General features: G+C 63.5%; 17 protein-coding genes. 10 read left to right on the top strand and 7 right to left on the bottom strand.

The window, feature by feature from the left end; all coding sequences use genetic code 11:
* Positions 1-194: 194 nt before the first annotated feature.
* Positions 195-1,568 carry a glutamate--tRNA ligase gene (gene gltX, locus EB231_RS19745; protein WP_172350340.1) on the top strand — a complete coding sequence of 458 codons (1,374 nt, stop codon included), beginning with the start codon at positions 195-197 and terminating at the stop codon, positions 1,566-1,568.
* On the opposite strand, the gene EB231_RS19750 is transcribed toward gltX, so the two are convergent.
* The 4 genes from EB231_RS19750 to EB231_RS19765 all read right to left on the bottom strand — a co-directional run bounded on the left by EB231_RS19750 (position 1,486) and on the right by EB231_RS19765 (position 6,996).
* Entirely contained in the window at positions 1,486-2,685 is a 1,200-nt protein-coding gene (locus EB231_RS19750) for a DUF2865 domain-containing protein (RefSeq protein WP_172350341.1), read from the bottom strand. The genes gltX and EB231_RS19750 overlap by 83 nt on opposite strands.
* A 163-nt stretch (positions 2,686-2,848) precedes the next feature.
* Positions 2,849-3,499 (bottom strand): outer membrane protein, encoded by a 651-nt coding sequence (locus EB231_RS19755; RefSeq protein ID WP_246740685.1) that lies wholly within the window; start codon positions 3,497-3,499, stop codon positions 2,849-2,851.
* 217 nt (positions 3,500-3,716) lie between these two features.
* Positions 3,717-6,041 (bottom strand): NADP-dependent malic enzyme, encoded by a 2,325-nt coding sequence (locus EB231_RS19760; protein ID WP_172350343.1) that lies wholly within the window; start codon positions 6,039-6,041, stop codon positions 3,717-3,719.
* 175 nt (positions 6,042-6,216) lie between these two features.
* Positions 6,217-6,996: an SDR family oxidoreductase gene (locus EB231_RS19765; protein ID WP_172350344.1), complete on the bottom strand. Its 780-nt coding sequence runs from the start codon at positions 6,994-6,996 to the stop codon at positions 6,217-6,219.
* A gap of 152 nt (positions 6,997-7,148) precedes the next feature.
* Between EB231_RS19765 and EB231_RS19770 the strand changes: the two genes are divergently transcribed.
* Together EB231_RS19770 and EB231_RS19775 are read left to right on the top strand one after the other, a co-directional pair.
* On the top strand, positions 7,149-7,931 hold the full coding sequence (locus tag EB231_RS19770) for a UDP-2,3-diacylglucosamine diphosphatase (protein WP_172350345.1): 783 nt from the start codon (positions 7,149-7,151) through the stop codon (positions 7,929-7,931).
* Between the two features lie 128 nt (positions 7,932-8,059).
* A complete protein-coding gene (locus tag EB231_RS19775) occupies positions 8,060-9,274 on the top strand; it encodes an MFS transporter (RefSeq protein ID WP_172350346.1) in 1,215 nt (404 codons plus the stop codon).
* Here the strand turns inward: EB231_RS19775 and dgcA are convergent.
* On the bottom strand, positions 9,245-10,228 hold the full coding sequence (dgcA, locus tag EB231_RS19780) for an N-acetyl-D-Glu racemase DgcA (RefSeq protein ID WP_172350347.1): 984 nt from the start codon (positions 10,226-10,228) through the stop codon (positions 9,245-9,247). The genes EB231_RS19775 and dgcA overlap by 30 nt on opposite strands.
* Before the next feature lie 78 nt (positions 10,229-10,306).
* Here dgcA and EB231_RS19785 point away from each other — a divergent pair, with 78 nt between their 5' ends.
* The 4 genes from EB231_RS19785 to EB231_RS19800 are packed head-to-tail and all read left to right on the top strand — an operon-like array spanning position 10,307 to position 14,387.
* Positions 10,307-11,494 (top strand): ABC transporter permease, encoded by a 1,188-nt coding sequence (locus EB231_RS19785; RefSeq protein WP_172350348.1) that lies wholly within the window; start codon positions 10,307-10,309, stop codon positions 11,492-11,494.
* A gap of 1 nt (position 11,495) precedes the next feature.
* Positions 11,496-12,311, top strand: coding sequence for an ABC transporter ATP-binding protein (locus tag EB231_RS19790; protein WP_172350349.1), 816 nt, complete (start codon positions 11,496-11,498; stop codon positions 12,309-12,311).
* 14 nt (positions 12,312-12,325) lie between these two features.
* Positions 12,326-13,699 (top strand): MlaD family protein, encoded by a 1,374-nt coding sequence (locus EB231_RS19795; RefSeq protein WP_172350350.1) that lies wholly within the window; start codon positions 12,326-12,328, stop codon positions 13,697-13,699.
* A gap of 37 nt (positions 13,700-13,736) precedes the next feature.
* On the top strand, positions 13,737-14,387 hold the full coding sequence (locus tag EB231_RS19800) for an ABC-type transport auxiliary lipoprotein family protein (protein WP_172350351.1): 651 nt from the start codon (positions 13,737-13,739) through the stop codon (positions 14,385-14,387).
* 33 nt (positions 14,388-14,420) lie between these two features.
* Here EB231_RS19800 and EB231_RS19805 read toward each other — a convergent pair whose 3' ends face one another.
* Together EB231_RS19805 and EB231_RS19810 are read right to left on the bottom strand one after the other, a co-directional pair.
* Positions 14,421-15,035 carry a 3'-5' exonuclease gene (locus EB231_RS19805; RefSeq protein WP_172350352.1) on the bottom strand — a complete coding sequence of 205 codons (615 nt, stop codon included), beginning with the start codon at positions 15,033-15,035 and terminating at the stop codon, positions 14,421-14,423.
* A 188-nt stretch (positions 15,036-15,223) separates the two neighbouring features.
* The gene (locus EB231_RS19810; protein WP_172350353.1) at positions 15,224-21,739 is read right to left on the bottom strand and encodes a kinesin; all 6,516 of its coding nucleotides are present in this window, start codon (positions 21,737-21,739) and stop codon (positions 15,224-15,226) included.
* Between the two features lie 274 nt (positions 21,740-22,013).
* On the opposite strand from EB231_RS19810, the gene EB231_RS19815 reads away from it, so the two are divergent.
* The 3 genes from EB231_RS19815 (at position 22,014) to EB231_RS19825 (ending at position 23,923) form a co-directional block, all read left to right on the top strand.
* Positions 22,014-22,382: an Hpt domain-containing protein gene (locus tag EB231_RS19815; protein ID WP_140773357.1), complete on the top strand. Its 369-nt coding sequence runs from the start codon at positions 22,014-22,016 to the stop codon at positions 22,380-22,382.
* 101 nt (positions 22,383-22,483) lie between these two features.
* Positions 22,484-22,804, top strand: a complete 321-nt coding sequence (locus tag EB231_RS19820; RefSeq protein WP_137931040.1) for a 2Fe-2S iron-sulfur cluster-binding protein — start codon at positions 22,484-22,486, stop codon at positions 22,802-22,804.
* A gap of 81 nt (positions 22,805-22,885) precedes the next feature.
* Positions 22,886-23,923, top strand: a complete 1,038-nt coding sequence (locus EB231_RS19825) for an NAD(P)/FAD-dependent oxidoreductase (RefSeq protein ID WP_172350354.1) — start codon at positions 22,886-22,888, stop codon at positions 23,921-23,923.
* Positions 23,924-23,958 lie beyond the last annotated feature (35 nt).

Below are 23,958 nucleotides of genomic sequence, written 5' to 3' on the forward strand. Positions count from 1 at the left end.
CGCCAAGAGTTGACCTAAGGCGGCAGGAACCGAGCGGCATCATTATCTCGACCGGCGTCGGCTCCGCCCGCCGGCTGCGCTCGAACGCAGCACGCGCTGCCCGGTCTTTTCATCGCGCGCGCCATGTTCTATGTCTGCGGCACAGCGCGGGGGCGCATCTTGTCAATCACAAAGGCATCCGGTACGCCCCATCCATGACAGTTACCGTTCGTTTCGCCCCGTCACCGACCGGCCGCATCCATATCGGCAATGCGCGCACCGCTCTCTTCAACTGGCTGTTTGCCCTGAACAACAAGGGCCGCTTCATCCAGCGCTTCGACGACACCGACATCGCCCGCTCGAAGCAGGAATTCGCCGACGCCATCCTCTACGACCTGCATTGGCTGGGCATTTTCCCGGACGCCACCGAATATCAGTCGCGGCGCTTCGAGATCTACGACGCGGCCGTCGAGCGGCTGAAGGCGGCGGGCGTTCTCTATGCCTGCTACGAAACGCCGGAGGAACTCGATCTCCGGCGAAAAGTGCGCCGCACGCGCGGCCTGCCGCCGGTCTATGGCCGCGAGGCCCTGGCGCTGACCAGAGAGCAGGTCGCCGAATACCAGGCCGACGGGCGCCGGCCGCACTGGCGTTTCCTGCTGCCCAATTTCTCGGACGATCCGCAGCAGCCCGAACGCACCGACATCCACTGGAACGATCTGGTGCGCGGCGAGGAAACGGTCGATCTCGCTTCGCTCTCGGATCCGGTGCTGGTGCGTGAGGACGGCACCTATCTCTACACGCTGCCGTCCGTCGTCGACGACATCGAGATGGGCATCAGCCACGTCATCCGTGGTGACGACCATGTCACCAATACCGGCGTGCAGATTGCCCTGTTCAAGGCGCTGGGCGCCGAACCGCCGGTTTTCGGTCACCACAATCTTTTGACCACCGTCTCGGGCGAGGGACTGTCGAAGCGCACCGGGGCGCTCTCCATTGAAAGCCTGCGCGAGGACGGCATCGAGCCGATGGCCGTCGCTTCGCTTGCCGTGCTGGTCGGCACCTCGGAGAATGTCGCGGCCGCGCATGACCTGGCTGAACTCGCCGGCCATTTCGACCCGGCCGCGACTTCGAAATCATCGGCCAAGTTCGATCCGGACGAGCTGTTCGTGCTCAACCGCGTGCTGCTGCACCATATGCGCTTCGACGAGGCCCGAGACAGGCTGATGGTGCTCGGCATCTCGGGCGACCAGGCCGAACCTTTCTGGTTGGCGGTGCGCGGCAATCTCGACCGGCTCGCCGATGCGGTGGGCTGGTGGCGCATCTTGCGCGAAGGTCCGCAGGAACGGTCCGATTTTTCCGCCGACGACCGCGATTTTCTTCGTCAGGCTTTCGATGTCCTGCCGGAAGAGCCCTGGAACGGGACAGTCTGGAAGGATTGGACCGGCAAGATCAGGGAAGCGACCGGGCGCAAGGGCAAGGGGCTGTTCATGCCGCTCAGGCTTGCGCTTACCGGACTGCCTTCGGGGCCGGAGCTTGCAGATTTATTGCCGCTGATGGGTCGGGAAGGAACGTTGGCCCGACGACCCTGACCTTGCGCTGTTCCGGCGGCAAGGCGGACACGGGCGATGTCACCGGCTTAGCGGAAAGCCGCTTGATGGCTTCGCGGTCGAGCCCGCCTTCCATATTGGCCAGGGTTTCCGGGTCGGCGCCCGGATCGGGCTTGGAGGCAGGGACCGGAATGAACGGTGCCGCGTCCGTTTCGGGCTGCGACTGTTGCGGATTTGGCGAGTTGCCGCCAATGATCTGGAAGTTCTGCGCGGCATTGCAGCCGCAAGCCGAAGGGCGCGGCATGTTGGACTGCTTGTAGAGATAGGCAGTTGGCAGTTCGCTATAGGGCCTGCCGGTGACCGATGACGTCATCGCGGCGGAATCGTCATCCATGCCGCGCGAATAGAAGACCTGCATCTCGGTGCCGGGACAGCTCGATTCGCAATTCTTCTGGTCGCGCTCGAAATCGCTGACCGAGGCCGCGTTCGACATCGGGAAGAAGTAGCCATCGCAGGTACGTACGCACATCGTGCGGAACTCGCCGCCCGCGCTCGGGAAGTCGGGAATCCCGGGCTGGTTCAAAACCCTGCTGATATTGCGCTCCCCATCGGGATCGTCGGGCTGGTCAAGCGTGTCGCTCCGCTGGCTGTCGTTGCCGAAAAGCTGGTCGAACAGGTTCGCGTTGCCGTCTTCTCCACGGTCGGCTTCCTGCAGCGGAGCGTGGCGCGGCGCAACCGTGTCGTCGCGGCAACCATTGGCGTCGAGCGCGGCCAGGATGCGGCCACGGTCACGACGCGATCCGCCGCCAGCGAGCTGGGCGCGCTTGGCCTGGAGACTGTCGAGGTTGGCGTTCATGCGGTCGATGGTGGCGTTGAGCCCGGCGCATTGATTGACGTTGCGGGAAAACAGCGAAAATCCGCACCCGGCGCTGTCCGCCTGGCCACGGGCCTTGGAGATCTGCTCGCGCTGCCGGTCGATCGCGGCATCGTATTTCCGGATCATTGCCGGGCCGCCGCCGCCGCGCGAAGCCGCGGCGAGATCGGCCTCCAACTGACGGCAAACTCGCGAGGCGGCCTGTGGTTCGGTGATGGCGGCGCCGGACAGCAGGAGGCCAAGCAGCATGGCAGTATGCGCCCGCTTCAACCCTGCGCTTGTCATCCGCCTCAAATCCCGCTTGCCTGTGGTCGCCAAGCTACCCCGTTCGCGGTTAATCGTCTATTTCGGATGCAGTCCGGCGGTTGGCCGAAAGCCGTCAAGTCGCTGCAGCAGGCGGGTTCAATCGGCCGAGCAACAACAGTTAGCGGCAGACCGCTCCGGCCGGTCAGAACTTGTAGTTCATGCCGATCCTGACCGTATTGAACGTGTTGTCGAAGGTGGTGTTGGAGTTGGCTCCATAGTCGATGGTCTGGTCCCGCAGATCGACATATTGATATTCGAACTTTGCCGACCAATGATCTGTGATCGCTTGCTCCATTCCAGCGCCGATGGTCCAGCCGACCTTGGTGTTCTTTTCGGAACTGTTCAAGGGACCGTCGAGATATTGGTTTTCGACGCTGCCAAACGCCAGGCCACCGGTCCCGTAGATCAGGGTGCGATCGAACGCATAGCCCGCCCTGGCGCGAAGCGTTCCAAACCAATCCACCTTGGTGTCGTAAGTATCGCCTCCGCCGACATTGATCTCGTCGGAGTGGCCCTTGATGTCGGCTCCGGAAAAATCGGCCTCCACGCCGAGAACGGTGGAATTGATCTGGTAGTTGTAGCCGAGCTGGATGCCGCCCAGGAAACCGTCGGTATCGTAGTTTTGAGAACCGCGGATTGTCGGTGTGTTCGGCAAGTTGTAAGCCGCATCGGTCCTTCCGAAACCGTAGCCAATTTGCCCACCGATATAGACGCCGGACCAATCGTGGACGGTTGCAGGCTCGGCACTGATAGCGTCCGCGGCCAGAGCTTGTCCGCTGATCAGGGACAGCAATGCGGATGCAAGCAACAAACCCTTCATGACGTCCTCACCGTCAAATCATATGCGAAACCATATCAGGTCGGCTTTCGGTGCGAAATCCGCTCCCGGCCAACACCGGCTTTCCGCAATCGCAAGTTGCCGACCGGCAACACCCCGAGTCGGAAAGCGGTGGTTGTCGGCGCGCGCCGGCAAGCCTCCTGCGGGCCAGGTCGAACCGCCGGAGCCCGGCCTAGTCCAGATTGGCGATAGCCTGCGCCTTGTGCGCGGCCTCGACCACGGCGAGCGCCGTCATGTTGACGACACCGCGCGATGTCACCGAGGGCGTCAGAATGTGCGCCGGCATATCGGTGCCAAGCAGGATCGGCCCGACATGCAGCGCATCCATCATCGCGCGCAGCGCCGTCAGCGTGATGTTGGCCGAATCGAGGTTCGGGAACACCAGCAGATTGGCTTCACCCTTCAGGCGCGAATGCGGATAGACGCGCTGGCGCAGAGGTTCCGACAAGGCTGAATCGGCATGCATTTCGCCGTCGCACTGAAGTTCCGGCGCGATACGCGCCAGGATCGCCGCCGCCTGCCGCATCTTCAGCGCGCTTGGCGAATCGCGCGAGCCGAAATCCGAATGCGACAGCAGTGCCGCCTTGGGCTCGATGCCGAAGCGCTGGATTTCCTCCGCCGCCAGCACGGTCATCTCGGCGATCTCCTCCGCCGTCGGGTCGACGGAGACGTGCGTATCGGTGAGGAAGATGATGCCTCGCTGCGAGATCAGCATGGACAGCGTCGACAGGTCATAGTCCTTGATGCCGGCGCGTGGGCCGATGATTAGTGTGACGTTGCGCAGGTGCCGCTCGAAGCGTCCTTCGAGACCGCAGACCATGGCGTCGGCATCGCCGCGCTTCAGGGCGAGCGCCGCGATCACCGTATTGTCGGTGCGCACCATGGTGCGCGCGGCCTCCGTCGTGACGCCGCGCCGGCCGGCAAGTTCGATCAGGAGGTCGACATAGTGGCGATAGCGCGGATCGTCCTCGGGGTTGATCAGGCCGAAATCGACGCCCGGCTTGATGCGCAGCCCGTAGCGTTTCAGCCTGACCTCGATGACGTGCGGACGGCCGATCAGGATCGGCTCGGCGATGCCTTCCTCCAGCACCACCTGGGCGGCGCGCAGCACGCGCTCATCCTCGCCATCGGCATAGATGACGCGCTTGGCGCTCGACGCCTTGGCGGACGAGAATACCGGCTTCATCACCAGGCCGGAGCGGAAGACGAAACGGTTGAGCTTGTCGATATAGGCGGTGAAATCGGTGATCGGCCGTGTCGCCACACCGGTGTCGCAGGCTGCCTTGGCGACGGCCGGCGCGATGCGCAGGATGAGCCTGGGATCGAAGGGCGAGGGGATAAGGAAATCAGGCCCGAAGATCGGCGTCTCGCCCGAATAGGCGCGCGCGGCGACGTCCGAAGGCTCTTCGCGGGCAAGGGCGGCAATGGCCCGCACCGCGGCCATCTTCATCTCTTCATTGATGGCGCTGGCACCGCAGTCGAGCGCGCCGCGGAAGATATAGGGGAAGCACAGGACGTTGTTGACCTGATTGGGAAAATCGGACCGGCCCGTGCAGATCATGGCATCGGGTCGTGCCGCGCGCGCCACTTCCGGCATGATCTCGGGATTGGGGTTGGCCAACGCCAGGATGAGCGGCTTCGGCGCCATGTGCTGCAGCAGCTCCGGCTTCAATACGCCGGCCGCGGAGAGGCCGAGGAAGACGTCGGCGCCCGGGATGACATCGGCCAGCGTGCGCGCCTCGGTGTCCTTCACATAGGGGTCTTTCCAGCGGTCCATCTCGTCGGTGCGGCCCTTGTAGGCGACGCCGAAACGGTCGGTGACCCAGATGTTTTCGACCCGCGCGCCGAGCGAGACCAGGAGGTTGAGGCAGGCAAGGGCGGCCGCACCCGCGCCGGAGGTGACGATCTTTATGTCCGAAATGGTCTTGCCGGCGAATTCCAGCCCGTTGAGCACGGCGGCGGCGACGATGATGGCGGTGCCGTGCTGGTCGTCGTGGAACACCGGTATGCTCATGCGGGCTTTCAGCCGCTCTTCGACTTCAAAACATTCCGGCGCCTTGATGTCCTCGAGGTTGATGCCGCCGAAAGTGGGTTCAAGAGCGGCGACGGTCTCCACCATGCGTTCGATCTCGGGGGCATCGATCTCGATGTCGAAGACATCGATGCCGGCGAACTTCTTGAACAGGACCGCCTTGCCTTCCATCACGGGCTTGGAGGCGAGCGGGCCGATATTGCCGAGACCGAGTACGGCCGAACCGTTGGAGACGACGCCGACCAGGTTAGCGCGCGCCGTATAGTCGGCGGCGGTCGCCGGATTGTCGCGGATCTCCAGGCAAGGGGCGGCGACACCGGGCGAGTAGGCGAGCGCCAGGTCGCGCTGGTTGCCAAGCGGCTTGGTTGCCTGGATTTCGAGCTTTCCCGGTGTCGGGTGCTTGTGGAAGTAAAGGGCGGCTTCGTCGAGGTCCGAACGTGCCGTTTTCTTGCTCTCGCCTTCCATGCGGCCGCTCCTCGAAACCTGTGTTGGGAGTCCTTTTAGCATGCGGCCAAGATTTTTCGCGATGCTAATTGACGCGCCGGCAGCTTTAAACGCCGGCGCGTCAATTAGCATTAGATGTCAGATTCTTACGGCTGTTTCATGCCAGATGAATCGCGCCGCGTCGCGGACCTTTCGATCAGAAAGCGCTGACGTAGAGACCGCCGTCGACCGGTATGTTCTGCCCGGTGAGATAGCCGGCATGGACCGAGCAGAGGAAGGCGCAGATCTGGCCGAATTCCTCCGGCGTGCCGAGCCGCTTGGCCGGCACATCGGCGCTGATGCGGGTCTTGCGCGCGGCGGCAGCGGCGGGTTCCTCGACGGTGCCGGCCTCGTGCGGCCCGCGCAGCCGGTCGGTGTCGAGCTTGCCCGGCAAGAGACTGTTGATGGTGACGTTGCGGTCGATCACCGTTCGCGCCACGCCGGCGAGGAACGAGGTCAGGCCGGCGCGTGCGCCCGACGACAGGTCGAGGCCGGGGATGGGGACATAAACCGACAGCGAGGTGATGTTGACGATGCGGCCGAAGCCGCGCTTTGCCATGCCGTCGAGGACGGCCTGCACCAGCTCGATCGGCGTCACCATGTTCTGGGTGACGCCTTCGAGGATTTTCGCGCGATCGAGCTCGCGGAAATCGCGTAGCGGCGGACCACCATTGTTGTTGACGAGAATGTCGGGTTCGGGGCAGGCGGCAAGCAGCGCCTTCTGTACCTCCGGCTTGGAGACGTCGCCGACGACCTCCGTCACCGTCACGCCATAGCGCTCGCGCAGCTCGGCAGCGGTTTTGGCCACCAGTTCGGCATTGCGCCCATTGACGACGATGTCGCAACCGGCCTCGGCCAGCGCCATGGCGCAGCCTTTCCCAAGCCCCTTGCTCGAAGCGCAGACGATTGCCTTCTTTCCGCGGATACCGAGATCCATGACGATTTCTCCTGTGATCAGGCCGGCAAGCTAGTCCTTGGACTGGACCAATCGCAACCGTCATACGGTTGTTGCATGAATCGAGGCATAGGCTGCTCGAAAGCAAGGGTGAAATCGCGATGTCAGGCCAAGAGCCCCGCACTTTCCGTAGCATGTTCATTTCCGACGTCCATCTCGGCTCGAAGGCGGCCAAGGCCGAATTCCTGATCGATTTCCTTAGATACCATGACGCCGACATCATCTATCTGGTTGGCGATATCGTCGATGGCTGGCGGCTGCGGCGTAGCTGGCACTGGCCGCAAAGCCACAATGACGTCGTGCAGAAATTGCTGCGCAAGGCGCGCAAGGGCGCCAGCATCACCTATATAGCCGGCAACCACGACGAGTTCGCCCGCCAGTTCCAGGGCGTGCATTTCGGCGGCATCGTCGTCGCCGACCGCGCGATCCATGAAACAGCCGACGGCAAGCGCCTTCTTGTCATCCATGGCGATCAGTTCGACACCGTCGTGCACAACCAGCGCTGGCTCGCCTATCTCGGCGATCATGCCTATGACGCGGCGATGATCGTCAACCGCGTGGTGACGCGGTTGCGCCAATTGCTCGGCCTGCCTTACTGGTCGTTCTCGTCCTGGGCCAAGGTCAAGGTCAAGAAAGCGGTCAACTTCATCGGCTCGTTCCAGACCGTGCTGACCGAGGAAGCCCGCCGCTCGCATGTCGACGGCGTCATCTGCGGCCATATCCACCATGCCGCGATCGAGAATTTCGACGATGTGCGCTACATCAACACCGGCGACTGGGTGGAAAGCTGCACGGCCGTGGTTGAGCACTTCGACGGCCGGATGGAAATCCTGACCTGGGCGCAAATCCTGCCCGAAGCGCCGGACGGGCCCTTTATCCCGATGCTCATCGAAGATCGGGTGGGGCAGGCGGCCTGACCCGAATTCTCGCCGGTTTTCGGCGTCAATCGATTAGTCCAGCCGGTTTCCCCGAATTTTCCACCATGTTAAGGGATCGATCTACGTTGCTGGCCGGCCGGCCAAGTGCGGCGTAATTGGATCGATTCATGTCCCTGCCGCCGCTTTCGCCAGAACAGCTCGTCAAGCCGCGCCATTTCGAACTGCGCATGAGCCTTATCTTCGGCACGCTGTTCATATCGCTCGGCACGCATCTGCCCTATTTCCCGCTCTGGCTGCAGGCCAAGGGCTTTCACGCCGAGCAGATTGCGGTCATCCTGGCGGCGCCCATGTTCCTGCGCGTGGTGACGACGCCGTTGCTGACGACGCTCGCCGACCGGGCGCGAGACCGCGCCGATGTCTATGTCGCGCTGGTGGCAGCCTCCCTGTTGCTCTCGGCGGGTTATTTCCTGACACCGACCTACGCCATGGTGCTGGCGGTGTCGCTTGCCCTGACCATTGTCTGGACGCCGCATTCGCCGATCGCCGATTCGCTGGCGCTTTCGGGCGTGCGCCGCTTCGGTTCGAACTACGCAAGCATGCGCAAATGGGGTTCGATCTGCTATCTCTGCGCCAATGTCGCGGGCGGCTTCATCCTGGCAGCTACCGGTCCGCAAGCCGTTCCGGTGATCATCTTTCTCGCTCTTGGCGCGGCGCTCGTCGCGGGGCTGCTGGCGCCGCGCATGGGGCGGCCGCGCAAGGCCTCGCCGCTGTCGGCCGCGGAAATCCAGCACGCGGCGCCGAGCCTGTTCAATGCCTATTTCCTCTACTTCACCTTTGGCGTCGGCATCATCACCGCCAGCCACGCCTTCCTCTACGGCTTCGTTTCCATCTACTGGAAATCGATCGGCATCAGCGATTCCGTCGTTGGCCTGCTGTGGGCTTGGGGCGTGGTGTCCGAAGTCTGCATGTTTTTGTTTTTCAATCGCATTTTCGCCTCCATATCCGTCGTCAGGGTGATGGTCATCGCCGGCATCGGGTCGATCGTGCGCTGGATCGTCTTTCCACTGGTATGGCCGCTCGGCCTCGGCGTCGCCGGCTTCTTCGCCGTGCAGTCACTGCATTCGGTGTCTGTCGCGATGGTGCTGATCGGCCTGCAGAAGATGATCGCCGAGACCGTCTCCGAGGAGCGCACGGGCGCCGCGCAAGGCATTGCCTATTTCTTCAACGGCTTCTTCATGGCCGCCGTTACGCTCGCGTCCGGTCCGCTCTATGACCGTCTCGGCGTCGATGGCTTCCTGGTGATGATCCCGATCGCGATCATTGGCCTCATGCTGATAGGGCTTGCCGCGCGCTCAGCCCCAAAGCGCCCGGTCCGGGGGTGAGACGAGCGAACCCTGGTAGACGAGACCCGGCACACGGTCGCGAGCAAGCAGAAGCGGGCCATCGAGGTCCACGAAATCGGCGTCCTGGGCGAGCAGGACCGCCGGCGCCATGGCAAGCGATGTGCCGACCATGCAGCCGACCATGATGCCAAAACCCAGTTCGCGGGCGCGGTCACGCAACACGAGCGCCGCGGTCAGTCCGCCGGACTTGTCCAGCTTGATGTTGACGGCATCGTAGAGGCCGACAAGCGCTTCCAGGTTCTTCGCCTCATGCACGCTTTCGTCGGCGCAGATCGGCACCGGATGCGCGATATGGCGCAGGATTTCATCCCTGCCGGCGGGCAGGGGCTGCTCGACGAGCGCAACGCCTTGCTCCGCGGCAAAGGCGAGGTTCGCGACGATGTTGTCGTCGGTCCAGCCTTCATTCGCATCAAGGATGATTCGGCTCCCGGGTGCCGCCTGTCTCACCGCCTGGATCCGGGCGATGTCATTGTCACCGCCGATCTTGACCTTCAGCAGCGGCCGGCCGGCGTTGGCACGGGCCTGTGCCGCCATCGCCGCGGGTTCGCCGAGCGATAGTGTGTAGGCAGTTTCCAATGGACGCGGCGGAGCTGGCCAGATTGCGTGCGCAACAGGGCTGTCACCCATCTTGGCTTCAAGGTCCCAGAGGGCGCAGTCGACCGCGTTGCGGGCGGCCCCCGCCGGCATTGCGCCGAGCAGGGCGGTCCGGTCGATGCCGCCGGCTATCCGCTCGCGCATCGCCTCTATCGCGGCGTGCACGCCGTCCATGGTCTCGCCGTAGCGTTTGTAGGGAACGCATTCGCCGCGACCGCTATGACCATCCTGGCTGATCGTGCAGGTTATGACCTCGGCCTCGGTCTTCGAACCACGTGAAATGGTGAAGGTCCCGGCGATCGGGAAACGTTCGGCCTCAACCGAAATGACACGCGCCATATTTTTCTGCTCCGGCTATGCGAGAACGGCGTCGTCGGCAAATCGACAGCTTGGTTCCATCAGGCTAAACAGGACGCCATGTTGACCATCGGCAAGCGCGACGCAAGCGGCACGACCGCGGGGGAGGCTGACCACGAACCGCGCGTGGCGATCGGCGAGGAGGACGGCGTTCTGGGTTGCGCCTTCTCCGGAATCTGGACGACACGCACCGTCGCATTGATCGACGACGATATGCGCAAGATCGAGAAACGAAGTGGTTTCAAGGTCTTGGCGCTCGATCTTTCTAACATCGAGAAGATGGATACCGCCGGCGCCTGGCTGATAGACAGGCTGGTCAGCGCTTTCGAGAAAAAGGGCGTCAAAATCCAGCTGCAAGGCCAAAGCGAGATCGCTTCGATACTGCTCGACGCTGTGGGCGAGGCGGTTCGGCGCGAATCCGAATCCGGTCCAGTGCGGCCGCCCAACATCATCATTCGCGCGCTGGAGGCGGTCGGCCGGCGCGTCTACGAGATGCGCGACGACTTCCTTGCCTCGATGAACATATTGGGTGCCACCATCCGCGGCGCGCAGATGAAGCTCGGCCGCGGCCATGCCGTCAATCCTGCGGCGATCTTCAATCAGATCGACCGCATGGGCGTCGGCGCCATTCCAGTGGTGGTGCTGATGTCGGCGATCGTCGGCGCCATCGTTGCCCAGCAAGGGGCCTATCAGCTCAGCTATTTCGGCGCCGACATTTTTGTCGTCGACCTCGTCGGCGTGCTGATCCTGCGCGAGCTCGGCGTGCTGATGACGGCGATCATGATCGCCGGTCGCTCCGGAAGTGCGATTACCGCCGAGATCGGCTCGATGAAGATGCGCGAGGAAGTCGACGCGCTGAAGGTGATCGGGCTCAACCCGATCGGCGTCCTGGTCTTCCCGCGGCTGGTGGCGCTGGTGATCGCCTTGCCGTGCCTGACCATCATCGCCAATTTCGCGGCGCTCGGCGGCGGCATTCTCGCGGCCTGGCTCTATTCAGATATCGCGCCTGCCGCCTTCATCGACCGACTGCGCGTCGCCATCGATCTCAGCACGATTTTCTCCGGCCTGATCAAGGCACCGTTCATGGCGATGATCATTGGCACGATCGCCTCGGTCGAAGGCATGAAGGTCGGCGGCAGCGCCGAATCGCTCGGACAGCACGTGACCGCCTCGGTGGTGAAATCGATTTTCGTCGTCATTATTCTCGACGGGCTTTTCGCCATCTTCTACGCAGCGATCGAGTTCTGAGATGAAGCTGCGGAGCAGGACAAAGGCGATCGCGGACGATACGGGCGAGGGCGATATCGTGCTTTCCGCGCACGACATCACCGTGGCCTTCGCCGACAAGGTGATCCTCGACAAATTGTCGCTCGACATCAGGCGCGGCGAGATTCTCGGTTTTGTCGGCGCTTCGGGCGCCGGCAAGTCGGTCCTGCTGCGCACCATTCTCGGCCTGACGCGCAAGCGGTCGGGCACGATCAAGCTGTTCGGCGTCGATGTCGAGAAGGCGAGCGACGCGGAACGCCTGCGCATCGACATGCGGCTTGGCGTACTGTTCCAGCATGGCGCGCTGTTTTCGGCGCTGACGGTACTGGAAAACGTCCAGGTGCCGATGCGCGAGTATCTCGACCTGCCGCGACAGCTGATGGACGAACTGGCAATGCTCAAGGTCGAGTTGGTCGGGCTACCGCCGGACGCGGCGCAAAAATTCCCCTCCGAGCTCTCCGGCGGCATGATCAAACGGGCGGCGCTGGCGCGGGCGCTGGCGCTCGACCCCGACATCGTCTTCCTCGACGAGCCGACCTCCGGCCTCGATCCGATCAGCGCGGCGGAATTCGACGAACTGGTGGTCAAGCTGCGCGATACGATGGACCTGACCGTTTATATGGTCACACACGACCTCGACACGCTTTTCACCGCTTGCGACCGCGTGGCCGTGCTCGGCAACAAGAAAGTACTGGTCGAAGGCACCATCGACGACATGCTGAAGAGCGAGGAGCCGTGGGTGAAATCCTATTTCCGCGGAAAACGCGCCCGGCAACTTGATCTTGCGGCGCGCGCATAGCCATAAGTGGAGCAATGGAAACCAGAGCCAACTACGTCATTGTCGGTATCTTCACGCTGGTCGCGATCCTGGCGGCGTTCGCCTTCGTGTACTGGACGGCGGCGATCGGCGACAAGGGCGAGACCACGTTGCTGCGCGTGCGCATTCCGGGCTCGGCTTCCGGGCTTGGCCGCGGCAGTTTCGTGTTGTTCAACGGCGTCAAGGTCGGTGACGTCAAGCGCGTCTATATCGACGTGGACAATCCGACTGTCGCCATCGCCGACACCGAGATCGACCGCTTGACGCCGATCACCAAGTCGACGCAGGCCGATATCGGCCTTGCGGGTCTTACCGGGCAGGCCAATATCGAACTCAAGGGCGCCGACCCCAAGGAAGTAAAACTCCTCGACCAGGCCGAAAAGGAAGGCAAGGTTGCCGAGATCGTTGCCAACCCCTCGGCGGTCACCAATCTCTTGCAGACCGCGCAGAACATCTTCAACCGCGCCGACAAGGTGCTGACCGAGCTTGAAGGCTTCACCAAGGATGTCCGCGGACCGCTGACCGACACCGTCAAGAACGTGCAGACCTTCTCCGATGCACTGGCCAAGAATTCCGACGGCATCGACAAGTTCCTGACCGCCGTCAGTGCGCTGTCGGATGAGTTGAAAGGCGTTTCCGGCAAGCTGGACGGCACGCTGAAGGCCGCCGAAGGGATTCTCAACGCTGTCGACAAGGACAAGATCAAGAGCATTGTTGCCAATGTCGACACGGTGACGGGGAATCTCAAGGAGACATCGCAGCAGCTCGACGGCGTGATCAAGAATGTCGACACCGCGGTCGGCTCCGTCAATGATTTCGCCAAGCAGACGCAAGGCACGCTGGCCAAGGTCAATGGCGTGCTCGACGGCATCGACCCGGCGCAGGTGCGCACCGCTCTCGCCAACATCCAGAAGGCGAGCGAAAGCGCCGATAAGGCCGCCGCCGACATCGCCGTCGTGACCAACAAGTTCGCCAACCGGGCCGACGACATCGACCAGACGATCAAGGATGCCAGGCAACTGGCGCAGCGGCTCAACGACGCCTCCGTGCGTGTCGACGGCATCCTCGCCAAGGTCGATACCTTGCTCGGGTCGGGGCAGGCCGATGGCGTGATGGCCGACGCCAGGGATACGCTGAAGTCGTTCAAGCAGGTTGCCGATACGCTGAATTCGCGGCTTGGCGTCATCACCGACAATCTGGCGCGCTTCTCGGGCCAGGGTCTGACCAATGTCGAGGCGCTGGTGCAGGACAGCCGCCGCTCGATCACCCGCATCGAGGAGGCGGTGACCGATCTCAGCCGAAACCCGCAGCGCATCCTTTCGGGTGGCGATGGCGAGGTGCGGCAGTTCGATGGCAGGGCGCGGCGTTGACTTCGGCCGCCGCACGCCCCAAGAACATGAGCTGCGGATGCGGGTTGATCTTACGATCCGGGGACAACGAGGATCGCGCGTGAAGTCTGTTTGGGTGAGAATGAGCGGGTTGACATCGGCTGCGGCGCTGCTTGCGCTATCGCTTGCCGGCTGCGCGGTACTGGGCGGCAAACCGGCGCCGCTGGACACATTCGAGCTTTCGGCGCCGCCCGTTGACGCCAATGGCCACAGCCGCAAGCAAATCCTGATCGCCCAGCCCTCGGCGCTCAAGGCGCTGGACAGCCAGAACATCGTCATCAAACCCTCGGACCGCTCGATCCAGTATCTGAAGGGCGCGCAATGGGCCGACCGCCTGCCGCTGATCGTGCAGGCGCGGCTGGCCGAGACATTCCAGCGCTCGGGCAGCTTTGCCGGTGTCGGCAAGCCGGGCGAGGGCCTGGCGATCGATTATCAGGTCATCGTCGAGATCCGTTCGTTCGAGGTGCGCGTCGACGGTGGCGAGCACGCCGAAGTCGACCTGTTCGTACGCATCCTCAACGACCGCAACGGTGAGGTGCGCGCGTCCAAGAGCTTCACCGCAACCACACCGGTCTCGGGCAGCGGCAATTCCGCCTATGTCAGTGCGCTGGACGGTGCGTTTGGCGATGCCGCCAAGCAGATCGTCCGCTGGACCGATTCGGTGATCTGAGCGCCCGGCGCCGGATGCACCGACGCTTCCGGGCTAAAGGCGGTCGAAGACCTCCGGCCGCAGCTTTCCGGTCTTCATCAGGTGCTGCAAGGTGTAGGTTACTGACAGCGCATCGTCGAGCGCGTCGTGACCCTGTAACGGCGGGTGTTCGACACCAAAATAGTCCGCAAGCTTGTTGCTCGGCGTCCTCGCCAAATCCTCGATCGGCATCCCGGCCGCGATCAGCAACTTCACGGCATTGTCAAAACGGGTGGCCGGGATGGAAGGCTGAATGCCCGCGACATAGCAGCTGATGGCGATCATGTTCAGTTCGTCCTTGCCCCAGGACCAGAATCGCGCGCCACCGGAAAAACGATCGATGTCGGCAAGGGCTTCTCCCAGCGCGATCCCTTCGGTCTCGATGTTTTCCTCAGTGATGCCGGTCAGTTTGGTGAAGAACGGGTCGAGCGCGTATCTCCGGCCAAACCGGTCGATCGGTCTGATATAGGCCTTGTGTGAACCGAGCAGCGGAAAGCCGTCTTCAAGCCCAAGCCTGACAGCGCCGATCTGCGCGATGACCGGGTCTGGATCGTGGGCAGCACACCAGAATCTGCGCTGCGAACCCTCAAGGCAGAGAAACTCGCAGTCGAATATGATTGCCGTCTTCACGATCGGCCCCCTTTTTATCGAGGATCAGGGCAGCGGGTTAGCCCGTGGTCTTCGCGCCGTCGGGAAAGCGGACTTTGCGCCGCGAGCGTACCGAACGTATGCGTCGGCTCGCAGCTGCGAGACGGTTTCAGCGACGGAGCTTTGAGGCAGTCACAGGCGGGGCGGGGCCCCGCCTGTTCAATTCCGGCTCAGTGCAAGCGGCCGCTGGCATGGGCCAGCATGGTATAGACCTTGCCGGTGTCCGACGTCAGGTAGGTCTGCGCCATGATGTTGTCGCGGTCGTTGCGTGAGACATCCTTCAGCAGTTTCTCGAAGTCGTCGCAGTAACGGTCGACGGCGGCGCGGAACTCGGCCTCTCCCTGATATTTGCGGCGGATCTCGTCGAACGTCTGCTGGCCCTTCAGTGTGTAGAGCCGGCGCGTGAACACGTCCCGCTCGCCGCGCCGATAGCGGTTCCACAGCTCGATCGAAGCGTCGTGGTCGATGGCCCGTGCAATATCGACAGAGAGCGAGTTCAGCGATTCCACCACATGCAGCGGCGAGCGCTGGGCAGGCGCCGCGCGCGGCGCTTCGGCGGGCGCCGAGGGTGGAGCCGCCGGCCTGAGATCCGCATCGTTCGACGCCGCGGTCAGGAGGTCACGCACCCAGCCGCCCTGTGGCGTGCGGGTGTTGGCGTCGGGACGCTGCTGACGCGGTGCCGCCTCGGCTGGACGCTCGAGATCGAGCGTGCCGCGCAGTGCGGTGCCGCCCAGCGGCGCCTGAGGCGTGCGAAGCTCCGGCTGCGGCGCCGGCGCGCGACGCGGCGGCTCGGCAGCGCGGGTGACCGGCGCTTGCGGCGCCGGACGCAAGGTGCGCGGCTCCGAGGTGTCGCCGCCACGACCGGACTTCGCAACGATGTCCGAAAGCTCTTTCAAGGCGTTGATCTGCTCGGAAACGGCGCGGCGGATGGCGGAGGTCGATTCCTTCGCCTCTTCCGGCATCTCGATGACGCCTTTCTTGAGTTCGGCGCGGGTGAGGTCGAGTTCGCTCTTGATCGAGCCCGCCGTGCGCCGCATCTCCTCGGTCGCATCGGCGAAGCGCTTGGTGGCCGAATCCACGACATCGGTGATGGCGTTGCGGATCTTGTCGGCCGATTCCAGCGTCTTGCCTTCGGCGTTCTGCAGCGTCTGGCCGACGAGGTTTTCGAAGGAGCGCATGACCCTTTCGAGATCTTCCGATTTCTTGACCAGGCCGACGGCAAGATCCTCGAGCGACGACTGCCTTTCCAGCGTGTGCTCAAGGTTGCTCTGGGCAGAGCTCAAGAGGTCCGAGGCACTGGCCAGCAGACGGCTGTGTTCATCGAACTTGGTGGCGATCGAGGCCACTTCGCGCAAGGTCGACGACGACAGTTCCGTCAGCCTTGTGGTGTTCGAATCGACCAGGCGCGCCGAGCTGGCGAAGGTCTGCGCCGCCTTTTCGGTGGTCGCCGCGAAGCTCTGTGTGCTGCCGGTCAGGCGTTCGTCGACCTGGCCGAGATTGACCGCGGCCTGCTCGATCAACTGACCGAGCTGCGAGCTGGAGTTGGTCATGCGGCCGATGAGATCGGCAACGCTGTCGGACAGCGACGAGCGAGCGCCCTCGACCGCCGACAAGGTCTCGGCGGTGCGGCTGGCGAGCGCGTTGACAAGGGCGGCATTTTCGCTGCGCAGCTTCTCGGTCGCGCGTTCGGTGACCTCTTCCATGCTCTTCTGCAGTTCCGAGCCACCCTGGGCGAAGCGCTCGACCAACGGCCGGGCGGTTTCGTCGAGGATCCTCGACATTTCGGCCGAGCGGGCCGCGAGCATGGTGTTGAGTTCGCGGGTGTTGGCGCCGATCGTCTTGGCGGCGTCGTTGGTGCTCTGGCCGATATGCTGGCCAACCGCGGTGAAGGTCTCGGCGATCACATTGGCGCGTGAAACGAGTTGCGCCTCGGCGGTCGAAACCTGTTCGTTGAGCTTCTGTCCCATCGTCTCGGTAGTGTAGGCGAGCCGGTTCTCGACGCTCGCGATCTGTTCCTCGACACGGGCGGCCGCCGCCGCCGCGCTCGATGCAAGACGCTCGTCGGCGCCGGCAAGCGCCTGCTCGATTTCGCGGGCATGCACGGCCAGTTCCTGGCCGGTCTGGCGGGCACGGTCGGCGACCCTCTGCTCGGTGCTGGCGAAAGCACCGACGATGGTCTGCGCATGTTCGCCGATCGTCGACGAGCTGTCGGCGATGCGCGAGACCAGGCGCTGGTCTGCCTCGTCGAAGATGCGGCCGATTTCCGACGCACGGCTGGACAGGGCGTCCGAGCCTTCCGCGATGCGCGAAACCAGTTGCTGGTCGGCGGCATCGAAGATGCGACCGAGGTCCGAAGCGCGGGCGGCCAGCGCCTCGGCCGATTCGCCGATGCGCATGCCGAGCCGCTGGTCGGCGCTTTCGAAGTTGCGCAGGATGTCGCCGGCGCGGGCGGCCAGCGACTGTGCCGTCTCGACAGCGCGGGCAACCAGTTTCTGGTCGGCCGCGTCGAACGTGCCGGCGATCTCGCTTGCACGGGCCGCCAGATGATCCGCGGTCTCCTGAGCCCGGGCGGCCAACTGATCGGTGGTTGCCTGGGCGCGGGCGGCGAGCTTCTGGTCCGCCAGGTCGAAGGTGCCGGCGATCTCGCCGGCGCGGGCAGCCAACTGATCGGCGGTTTCATGGGCGCGCGCCAGCAGCGTGCTGGAGGTGTCGTCCGCGCGGGCAAGCAGCGCGTTCGAAGTATCTTCCGCACGGGCGTGGAGGCGACGATCGGCCTCCTCGAAGGTCCGGGCGATGTCTTCAGCCCGCGCCAAAAGGGCGGCTGACGTCTGTTCGGCGCGCTCGGCGATCTTGCGGTCGGCGTCACTGAAGGCCGCACCGGCCTGCTCATGCAGCGTGCTGGTGACTTCCAGGACCTTGTCGCGCAATGCGCCGGCGACGAAGACCGCGCTCTTCTCGAGCACGCTGCGGACGTTGTCGACGCCAGTCGAAAGCGCACGCTCCATGGTTCCGGCGCGTTCCTCGATGATGCCGGTCTGACGGCTGAACGCCTGCTCGATCTTGTCGACATCGGCGGCGATCGCGGCCGAAATGTCGGTGCTCCTGGCTGCGATCTGGTCGATATGACCCGACAGCGAGCGGTCGACGTCCTTACGGGTCTCGGCGAGCTTGCCGAGATCGTCTTCCAGCGCACGGCTCAACATGTCGCGGCCTTCGGCCAGCTTGCCGACATGGCCAGCGATGATGTTGTCGATCTCACCGCGGCTCTCGGTCAGCTTCTGCAGGTCGGCCTCCAGGACCCGTGAAAGCTGCCCGCGATCCTCCGCCAGCTTTTCCGACTGGCTGGATATGACACCTCTGATGGTGTTGAGGTCCGATTCCAGCGCGCGCTTGAGAATATCGCGGCCTTCGGCCAGCTTCTCGACCTGGCCGGCGACCAGACCATCGATGCTGGAGCGGCTTTCGGCCAGCTTGGCGAGATCAGCTTCAAGGGCACGCTTGAGAATGTCGCGGCCTTCGGCCAGCTTCTCTACTTGGCCGGCGACCAGGCCATCGATGCTGGAGCGGCTTTCGGCCAGCTTGGCAAGATCGTCCTCGAGAGCCTTCGACAGGGTCGAGCGCTCCTGGACAAGCCTGTCGGCGTGGCCCGCGACCAGGCCGCTGACGCTGTCGAGATCGGCCTCCAGCGCCTTCGACAGGGTCGAGCGCTCCTGAACCAGGCGCTCGGCATGGCTGTTGACGAGGCTGTTGACGCTTTCGAGGTCGACTTCCAGCGCCTTCGACAGGGTCGAGCGATCCTGGACAAGCCGCTCGGAATGGCTGTTGACGAGGCTGTTGACGCTTTCGAGATCTGCTTCGAGCGCCTTGGCGAACTGGGCGCGGTCGTCGACCAGTTTCTGCGACTGGTCGGCAACGGTATTCTTGATCGTGTTGAGGTCGGCTTCCAGCGCGCGTTTGAGAATGTCACGGCCTTCGGCCAGCTTCTCCACCTGGCCGGCGACCAGACCATCGATGCTGGAGCGGCTGTCGGCCAGCTTGGCGAGGTCATCCTCAAGAGCCTTCGACAAGGTCGAACGATCCTGAACCAGCCTGTTCATATGATCGGCGATGACGCTGTTCACATTCTGCAGGTCGGCTTCCAGGACCCGCGAAAGCTGCCCGCGATCCTCCGCCAGCTTTTCCGACTGGCTGGATATGACGCCCTTGATGGTGTTGAGGTCCGATTCCAGCGCGCGCTTGAGAATGTCGCGGCCCTCGGCCAGCTTCTCGACCTGGCCGGCGACCAGGCCGTCGATGCTGGAGCGGCTTTCGGCCAGCTTGGCAAGGTCGGCTTCGAGCGTCTGCGACAGCAGGCTGCGGTCGTTGGCAAGCCTTCCGGAATGATCGTCAAGCAGGCCCCTGATGCCCGAGAGGTCGTTTTCGAGCGAACGACCGAGCTGGGTGCGGTCTTCCATCAGCTTTGCCGAATGGGTCTCGATCAGGTTCTTGATGCCGATGATGTCGTTTTCCAGCGCCTTGGCGAGCACCGCGCGGCCTTCGGCGATCTTCTCGACCTGGCCGGCGACCAGCCCGTCAATGCTGGCGCGGCTGTCGGACAGCTTGCCGAGATCCGCTTCCAGGGCGCGCGACAGGATGTTGCGGCCTTCGGCGAGTTTTCCGACATGTCCGGCGACCATTTCATCAATGATCGTGCGAGCTTGAACGAGTTTCCCGGAGTCTTCGTTGAGGGCCAGTGAAAGCCGGTTGCGGCCTTCTTCCAGCCTCTCGAGGTGGCTGCCGAGCGATGCATCGATGGCAGCGCGCGATTCGTTGACCTTGCGCAGGTCCTCTTCGAGGGCGCGTGCGATCAGGCTGCGGCCTTCGGCCAGCTTCTGCACCTGGTTGGTCACGGCGGCATCGATGCCGGCGCGGCCCTCGGCGAATTTCGCGAGATCCGCCTCCATGGCGGCTGCCATGCGTTCGCGGCTTTCGGAAAGCTTGCGGCTGTGGTTTTCGACGGCTTCCTCGATGCCGACGCGAGCGTCGGCTAGCCGCTGGATGTCGCTGTCGAAAGAGCGCGAGACGACGTGACGCGCCGCTTCCATGCGCCCGGCGAAGTCGCTGGCGCGGGCCTCCAGCATGCTCGATGTCGAGGTGACGATGTCGGCCATGTCGGCGCCGATCTGGGTCTTGCCCTGATCGATCATGGCGGTCAGCGTATCCCTGCTCTCGGCGAAAGTGTGGGCGATTTCGCGGGCGCGCTCGACCAGCGTCTCGTTGATCTGGCGGGCTCGCGCCTCAAGCGCGGCGTTGAGCTTCTGCGTACCGGTGTCCAGCGCTTCGGCGCGGGTCTGGAACTCGCTGATCAGCGCCTGGCCGCGTTCGGCGAGCGTGCGCTCGATGCCGTTGAGGCTGGCTTCGAATTCCGAATTGAGGGTGCGCGCGGCGCCGCCAAGCAGCGACACCATGCCGGTGGTACGATCGTCGAGCAGATCGGTCAGCGACCGGGTCAGGCCGTCCGTCGTGTCCGTCAGCTTGGCAATGCGCGTGTCGAGCAGGCTGGCGAAGGCCTCGCCAGAGGTCGTAAGCCTGTCGGTGATGTTGTCGAGCCGGCCTTCCACCGAATCGAAAATCGACATCGAGCTTTCATTGATGCGGTCGATCAGCGTGTCGCCGGAATTGGTGATCGTCATCGACAGCTTGGTCGATGCGTTGAGGATCGAGTCGCGGATGATGTCGCTGGCGGCGCCGATTTCATCCCTGAGCGTCTCATGCGCGCCCGAAATCGAGGCGCGGACCCGCTCGGCATGGGTGACGACGGCCTCGCGCTCGCTGCCGAGCCCGTCGACCAGCGAACGGATGCGGGTTTCGTTTTCCGAATAGGAGCGCTCGATCTGGTTGACTTCGCTGTGGACCAGCGTTTCCAGTTCCACGGCGCGGGCAAGTGTGCGTTCGATGCCTTCGCCCATGGCCGCCACTTCGCGGCGAACAGCCTGGCCGATCATCATGACGCGATCCTGCGCCATGTTTTCCGGCTCGGTCAGGCGGAAGGCCACTTCCGTCATCGACTGTGCGGCGATGCGCATGTCCTGGGCGCGGCGAATCATGGCCGCGAAGGCCCAGAACAGGATGATCGGCACGATCGCCGCGACGGCGAGGCCAATCAGCTCGGGACGGGCAAAGAACTGGTCGAGCGTGCGGATCCGCCAGATGCCCGGTCCGAACAGCAGGTTGGCGAGCGCACCAGCGCCCGCGACCCATGCGAGCGACACAAACGCGATGATCCAGTAGACGGTGTTGGAAGCGCGCCTGTTGAGGCTGTGCAGGAGGGTCTTGTAATCTTTCTGACGATCGTCGTTGGCCGGCGCAAAGCCCGTGGGCTGCGTGCCATTGCCATTGCGTGTCTCCACCGGGCGCAGTTCAGCGGGCTTGGCCTTTGGCGCGGGCTTCGCGGCCTGATCGGTCACGGGGCCCTGATTGGCCACGGGCGCCTGATTGGCGGCGGGTGCCGGATTCTGGTTGCGTCCCTCGCGAGCCAGCTCGTCGGCGGCCTGGGATATCTGCGCTTCCAGATCTTCCATCGAAGCCGCGATATCGAGATCGCCGCTGCCGATGTCGCCGCTGAGGTCGAGATCGAGCGCTTTTTCCAGTTCCCTGGCCACGTCGCTGTCGAGAGTTCTCGTGTTCGTCGTTGGTTTCTTCGCCATGCCTTCGCTACCCTGTACTAGCTGCCGCGGGCTTATATAATTCTGTTTGTCTTACCCCCGCGCAGGAGGCTGAAAATGGACCCTCGTATCGTAATGACACAGGGGGGTAAAGAAAACATGCATTCCGCGGGATACGTAAAACTTTAAATATAAGGTTAACGGAAGCGTGATTTGGGCGCCGCTTTCGCAACATTTTTCCGGGCCATTCATTAACCCGTTGTCCATTGGATTCGCCTAGTTTTTCAGGCGGCCGAAGAAAACGGAGTTCGAGTTCATGCGTGGCGAAAGCGGCATTGCCTTCTCAATGCCCGGGGGCGACGTATCGGGAACCAGGCAGTCCCGACCGGTCGATTTGGCACACCTTGCCCGGCAGACGATGGGCGACCGCGCTCTCGAGCAGGAGGTGCTGGCGCTGTTTGTACAGCAGGCGCTGTCGGTGCGCGACAAAATAGTCGACGCCAATCTCAAGGACCGGCTTTTGCTGGCTCACGGGTTGAAGGGCTCGGCTCGCGGCGTCGGCGCCTTCGCCATCGCCGATTGCGCCACCGAGATCGAGCGGCGGCCGGAAGACAGCCAGACGCTCAAGCGGCTTGGCACGCTGATCGACGAAGTGCGCGATTTCATCGCCGCGATCAATCGCTGACCCCCGGTTTGTGGAAAAACGTCACCGAGCGCCGCTTTCGCGCGGCAGTTGACTTGTTTGCCGGAGTGATTATCTCGGCTGAAACTCCCTTCAGGTGACAAATGACCAAACTGACCTTCATCGCCCATGACGGCACACATTTTGACGTGGATGCCGAAAACGGCTCGACGGTGATGGAAAACGCCATCCGCAACGCCGTGCCGGGGATCGAGGCCGAGTGCGGCGGCGCCTGTGCCTGCGCCACCTGCCATGTCTATGTCGACGAGGCATGGACGGCGGAGGTCGGCGAGCCCGAGGCGATGGAGGAGGACATGCTTGACTTCGCCTACGACGTCCAGCCGAATTCGCGGCTGTCCTGCCAGATCAAGGTGCGCGACGCGCTCGACGGTCTGGTGGTGCGGGTGCCCGAGCGCCAGGGCTGAAAGCCGATTTTTCCAGCTGCCGCTTGGCAGCGGGTCGGCGGTCATGCAGTCTCACGCCAATCCAGCAGCGAGGCATAGCGCATGACCGGGATCATCAGCACAGACGTCCTCATTGTCGGAGCGGGGCCCGTGGGGCTGTTTGCCGTGTTCGAACTCGGCCTGTTCGATATGAAGTGCCACCTGATCGACATTCTCGACAGGCCAGGGGGCCAATGCGCGGAGCTTTATCCGGAAAAGCCGATCTACGACATCCCCGGTTGGCCTTCGATCTCGGCGCAAGGGCTGGTCGACAAGCTGCTCGAGCAGATCCACCCGTTCAAGCCTGACTTCACCTACAATCGCATGGTCTCCAGCCTGGAGAAGCTGGAGGATGGCAGCTTTCGCGTGACCACGGACGAGAACGAGGTGTTCGAGGCCAAGGTGGTGGTCATCGCCGCGGGCGGCGGCTCGTTCCAGCCGAAGCGTCCGCCGATCCCGGGCATCGAGCCCTATGAAGGCAAGAGCGTCTTCTATTCGGTGCGCCGGATGGAGGATTTTCGCGGCCACGACCTCGTCATTGTCGGCGGCGGCGACTCGGCGCTCGACTGGACGCTGAACCTGCAGGCTGTGGCGAAAAGCGTGACGCTGGTCCATCGGCGGCCTGAATTCCGCGCCGCGCCCGACAGCGTCAACAAGATGTACGCCATGCAGGAGATGAAGCAGCTGGAATTCAAGGTCGGCCAGGTGACCGGCCTCTCCGGCGCCGATGGCCAGCTGTCATCGGCCACCATCAAGGGCGGTCCGGACGGCGATATCGAAGTGCCATGCACACGCATGCTGCCCTTCTTCGGCTTGACCATGAAGCTTGGACCGATCGCGGAATGGGGGCTCAATCTGCACGAAAACCTGATTCCGGTCGACACCGAGAAGTTCCAGACATCGGTGCCCGGCATTTTCGCCGTCGGCGACATCAACTGGTATCCGGGCAAGCTAAAGCTGATCCTGTCGGGCTTCCATGAAGTGGCGCTAATGGCGCAGGCCGCCAAGCGCATCATCAGCCCCGGGGAACGCATCGTGTTCCAGTACACGACCTCGTCGACGAGCCTGCAAAAGAAGCTCGGCGTGGTGGACGCTTCCTAGGGCGTTTCACCGTTTCGCGGAAACGGGAAGAGGCT

Source organism: Mesorhizobium sp. NZP2298 (assembly GCF_013170825.1).
In the GTDB taxonomy this organism is placed as follows: Bacteria; Pseudomonadota; Alphaproteobacteria; order Rhizobiales; family Rhizobiaceae; genus Mesorhizobium.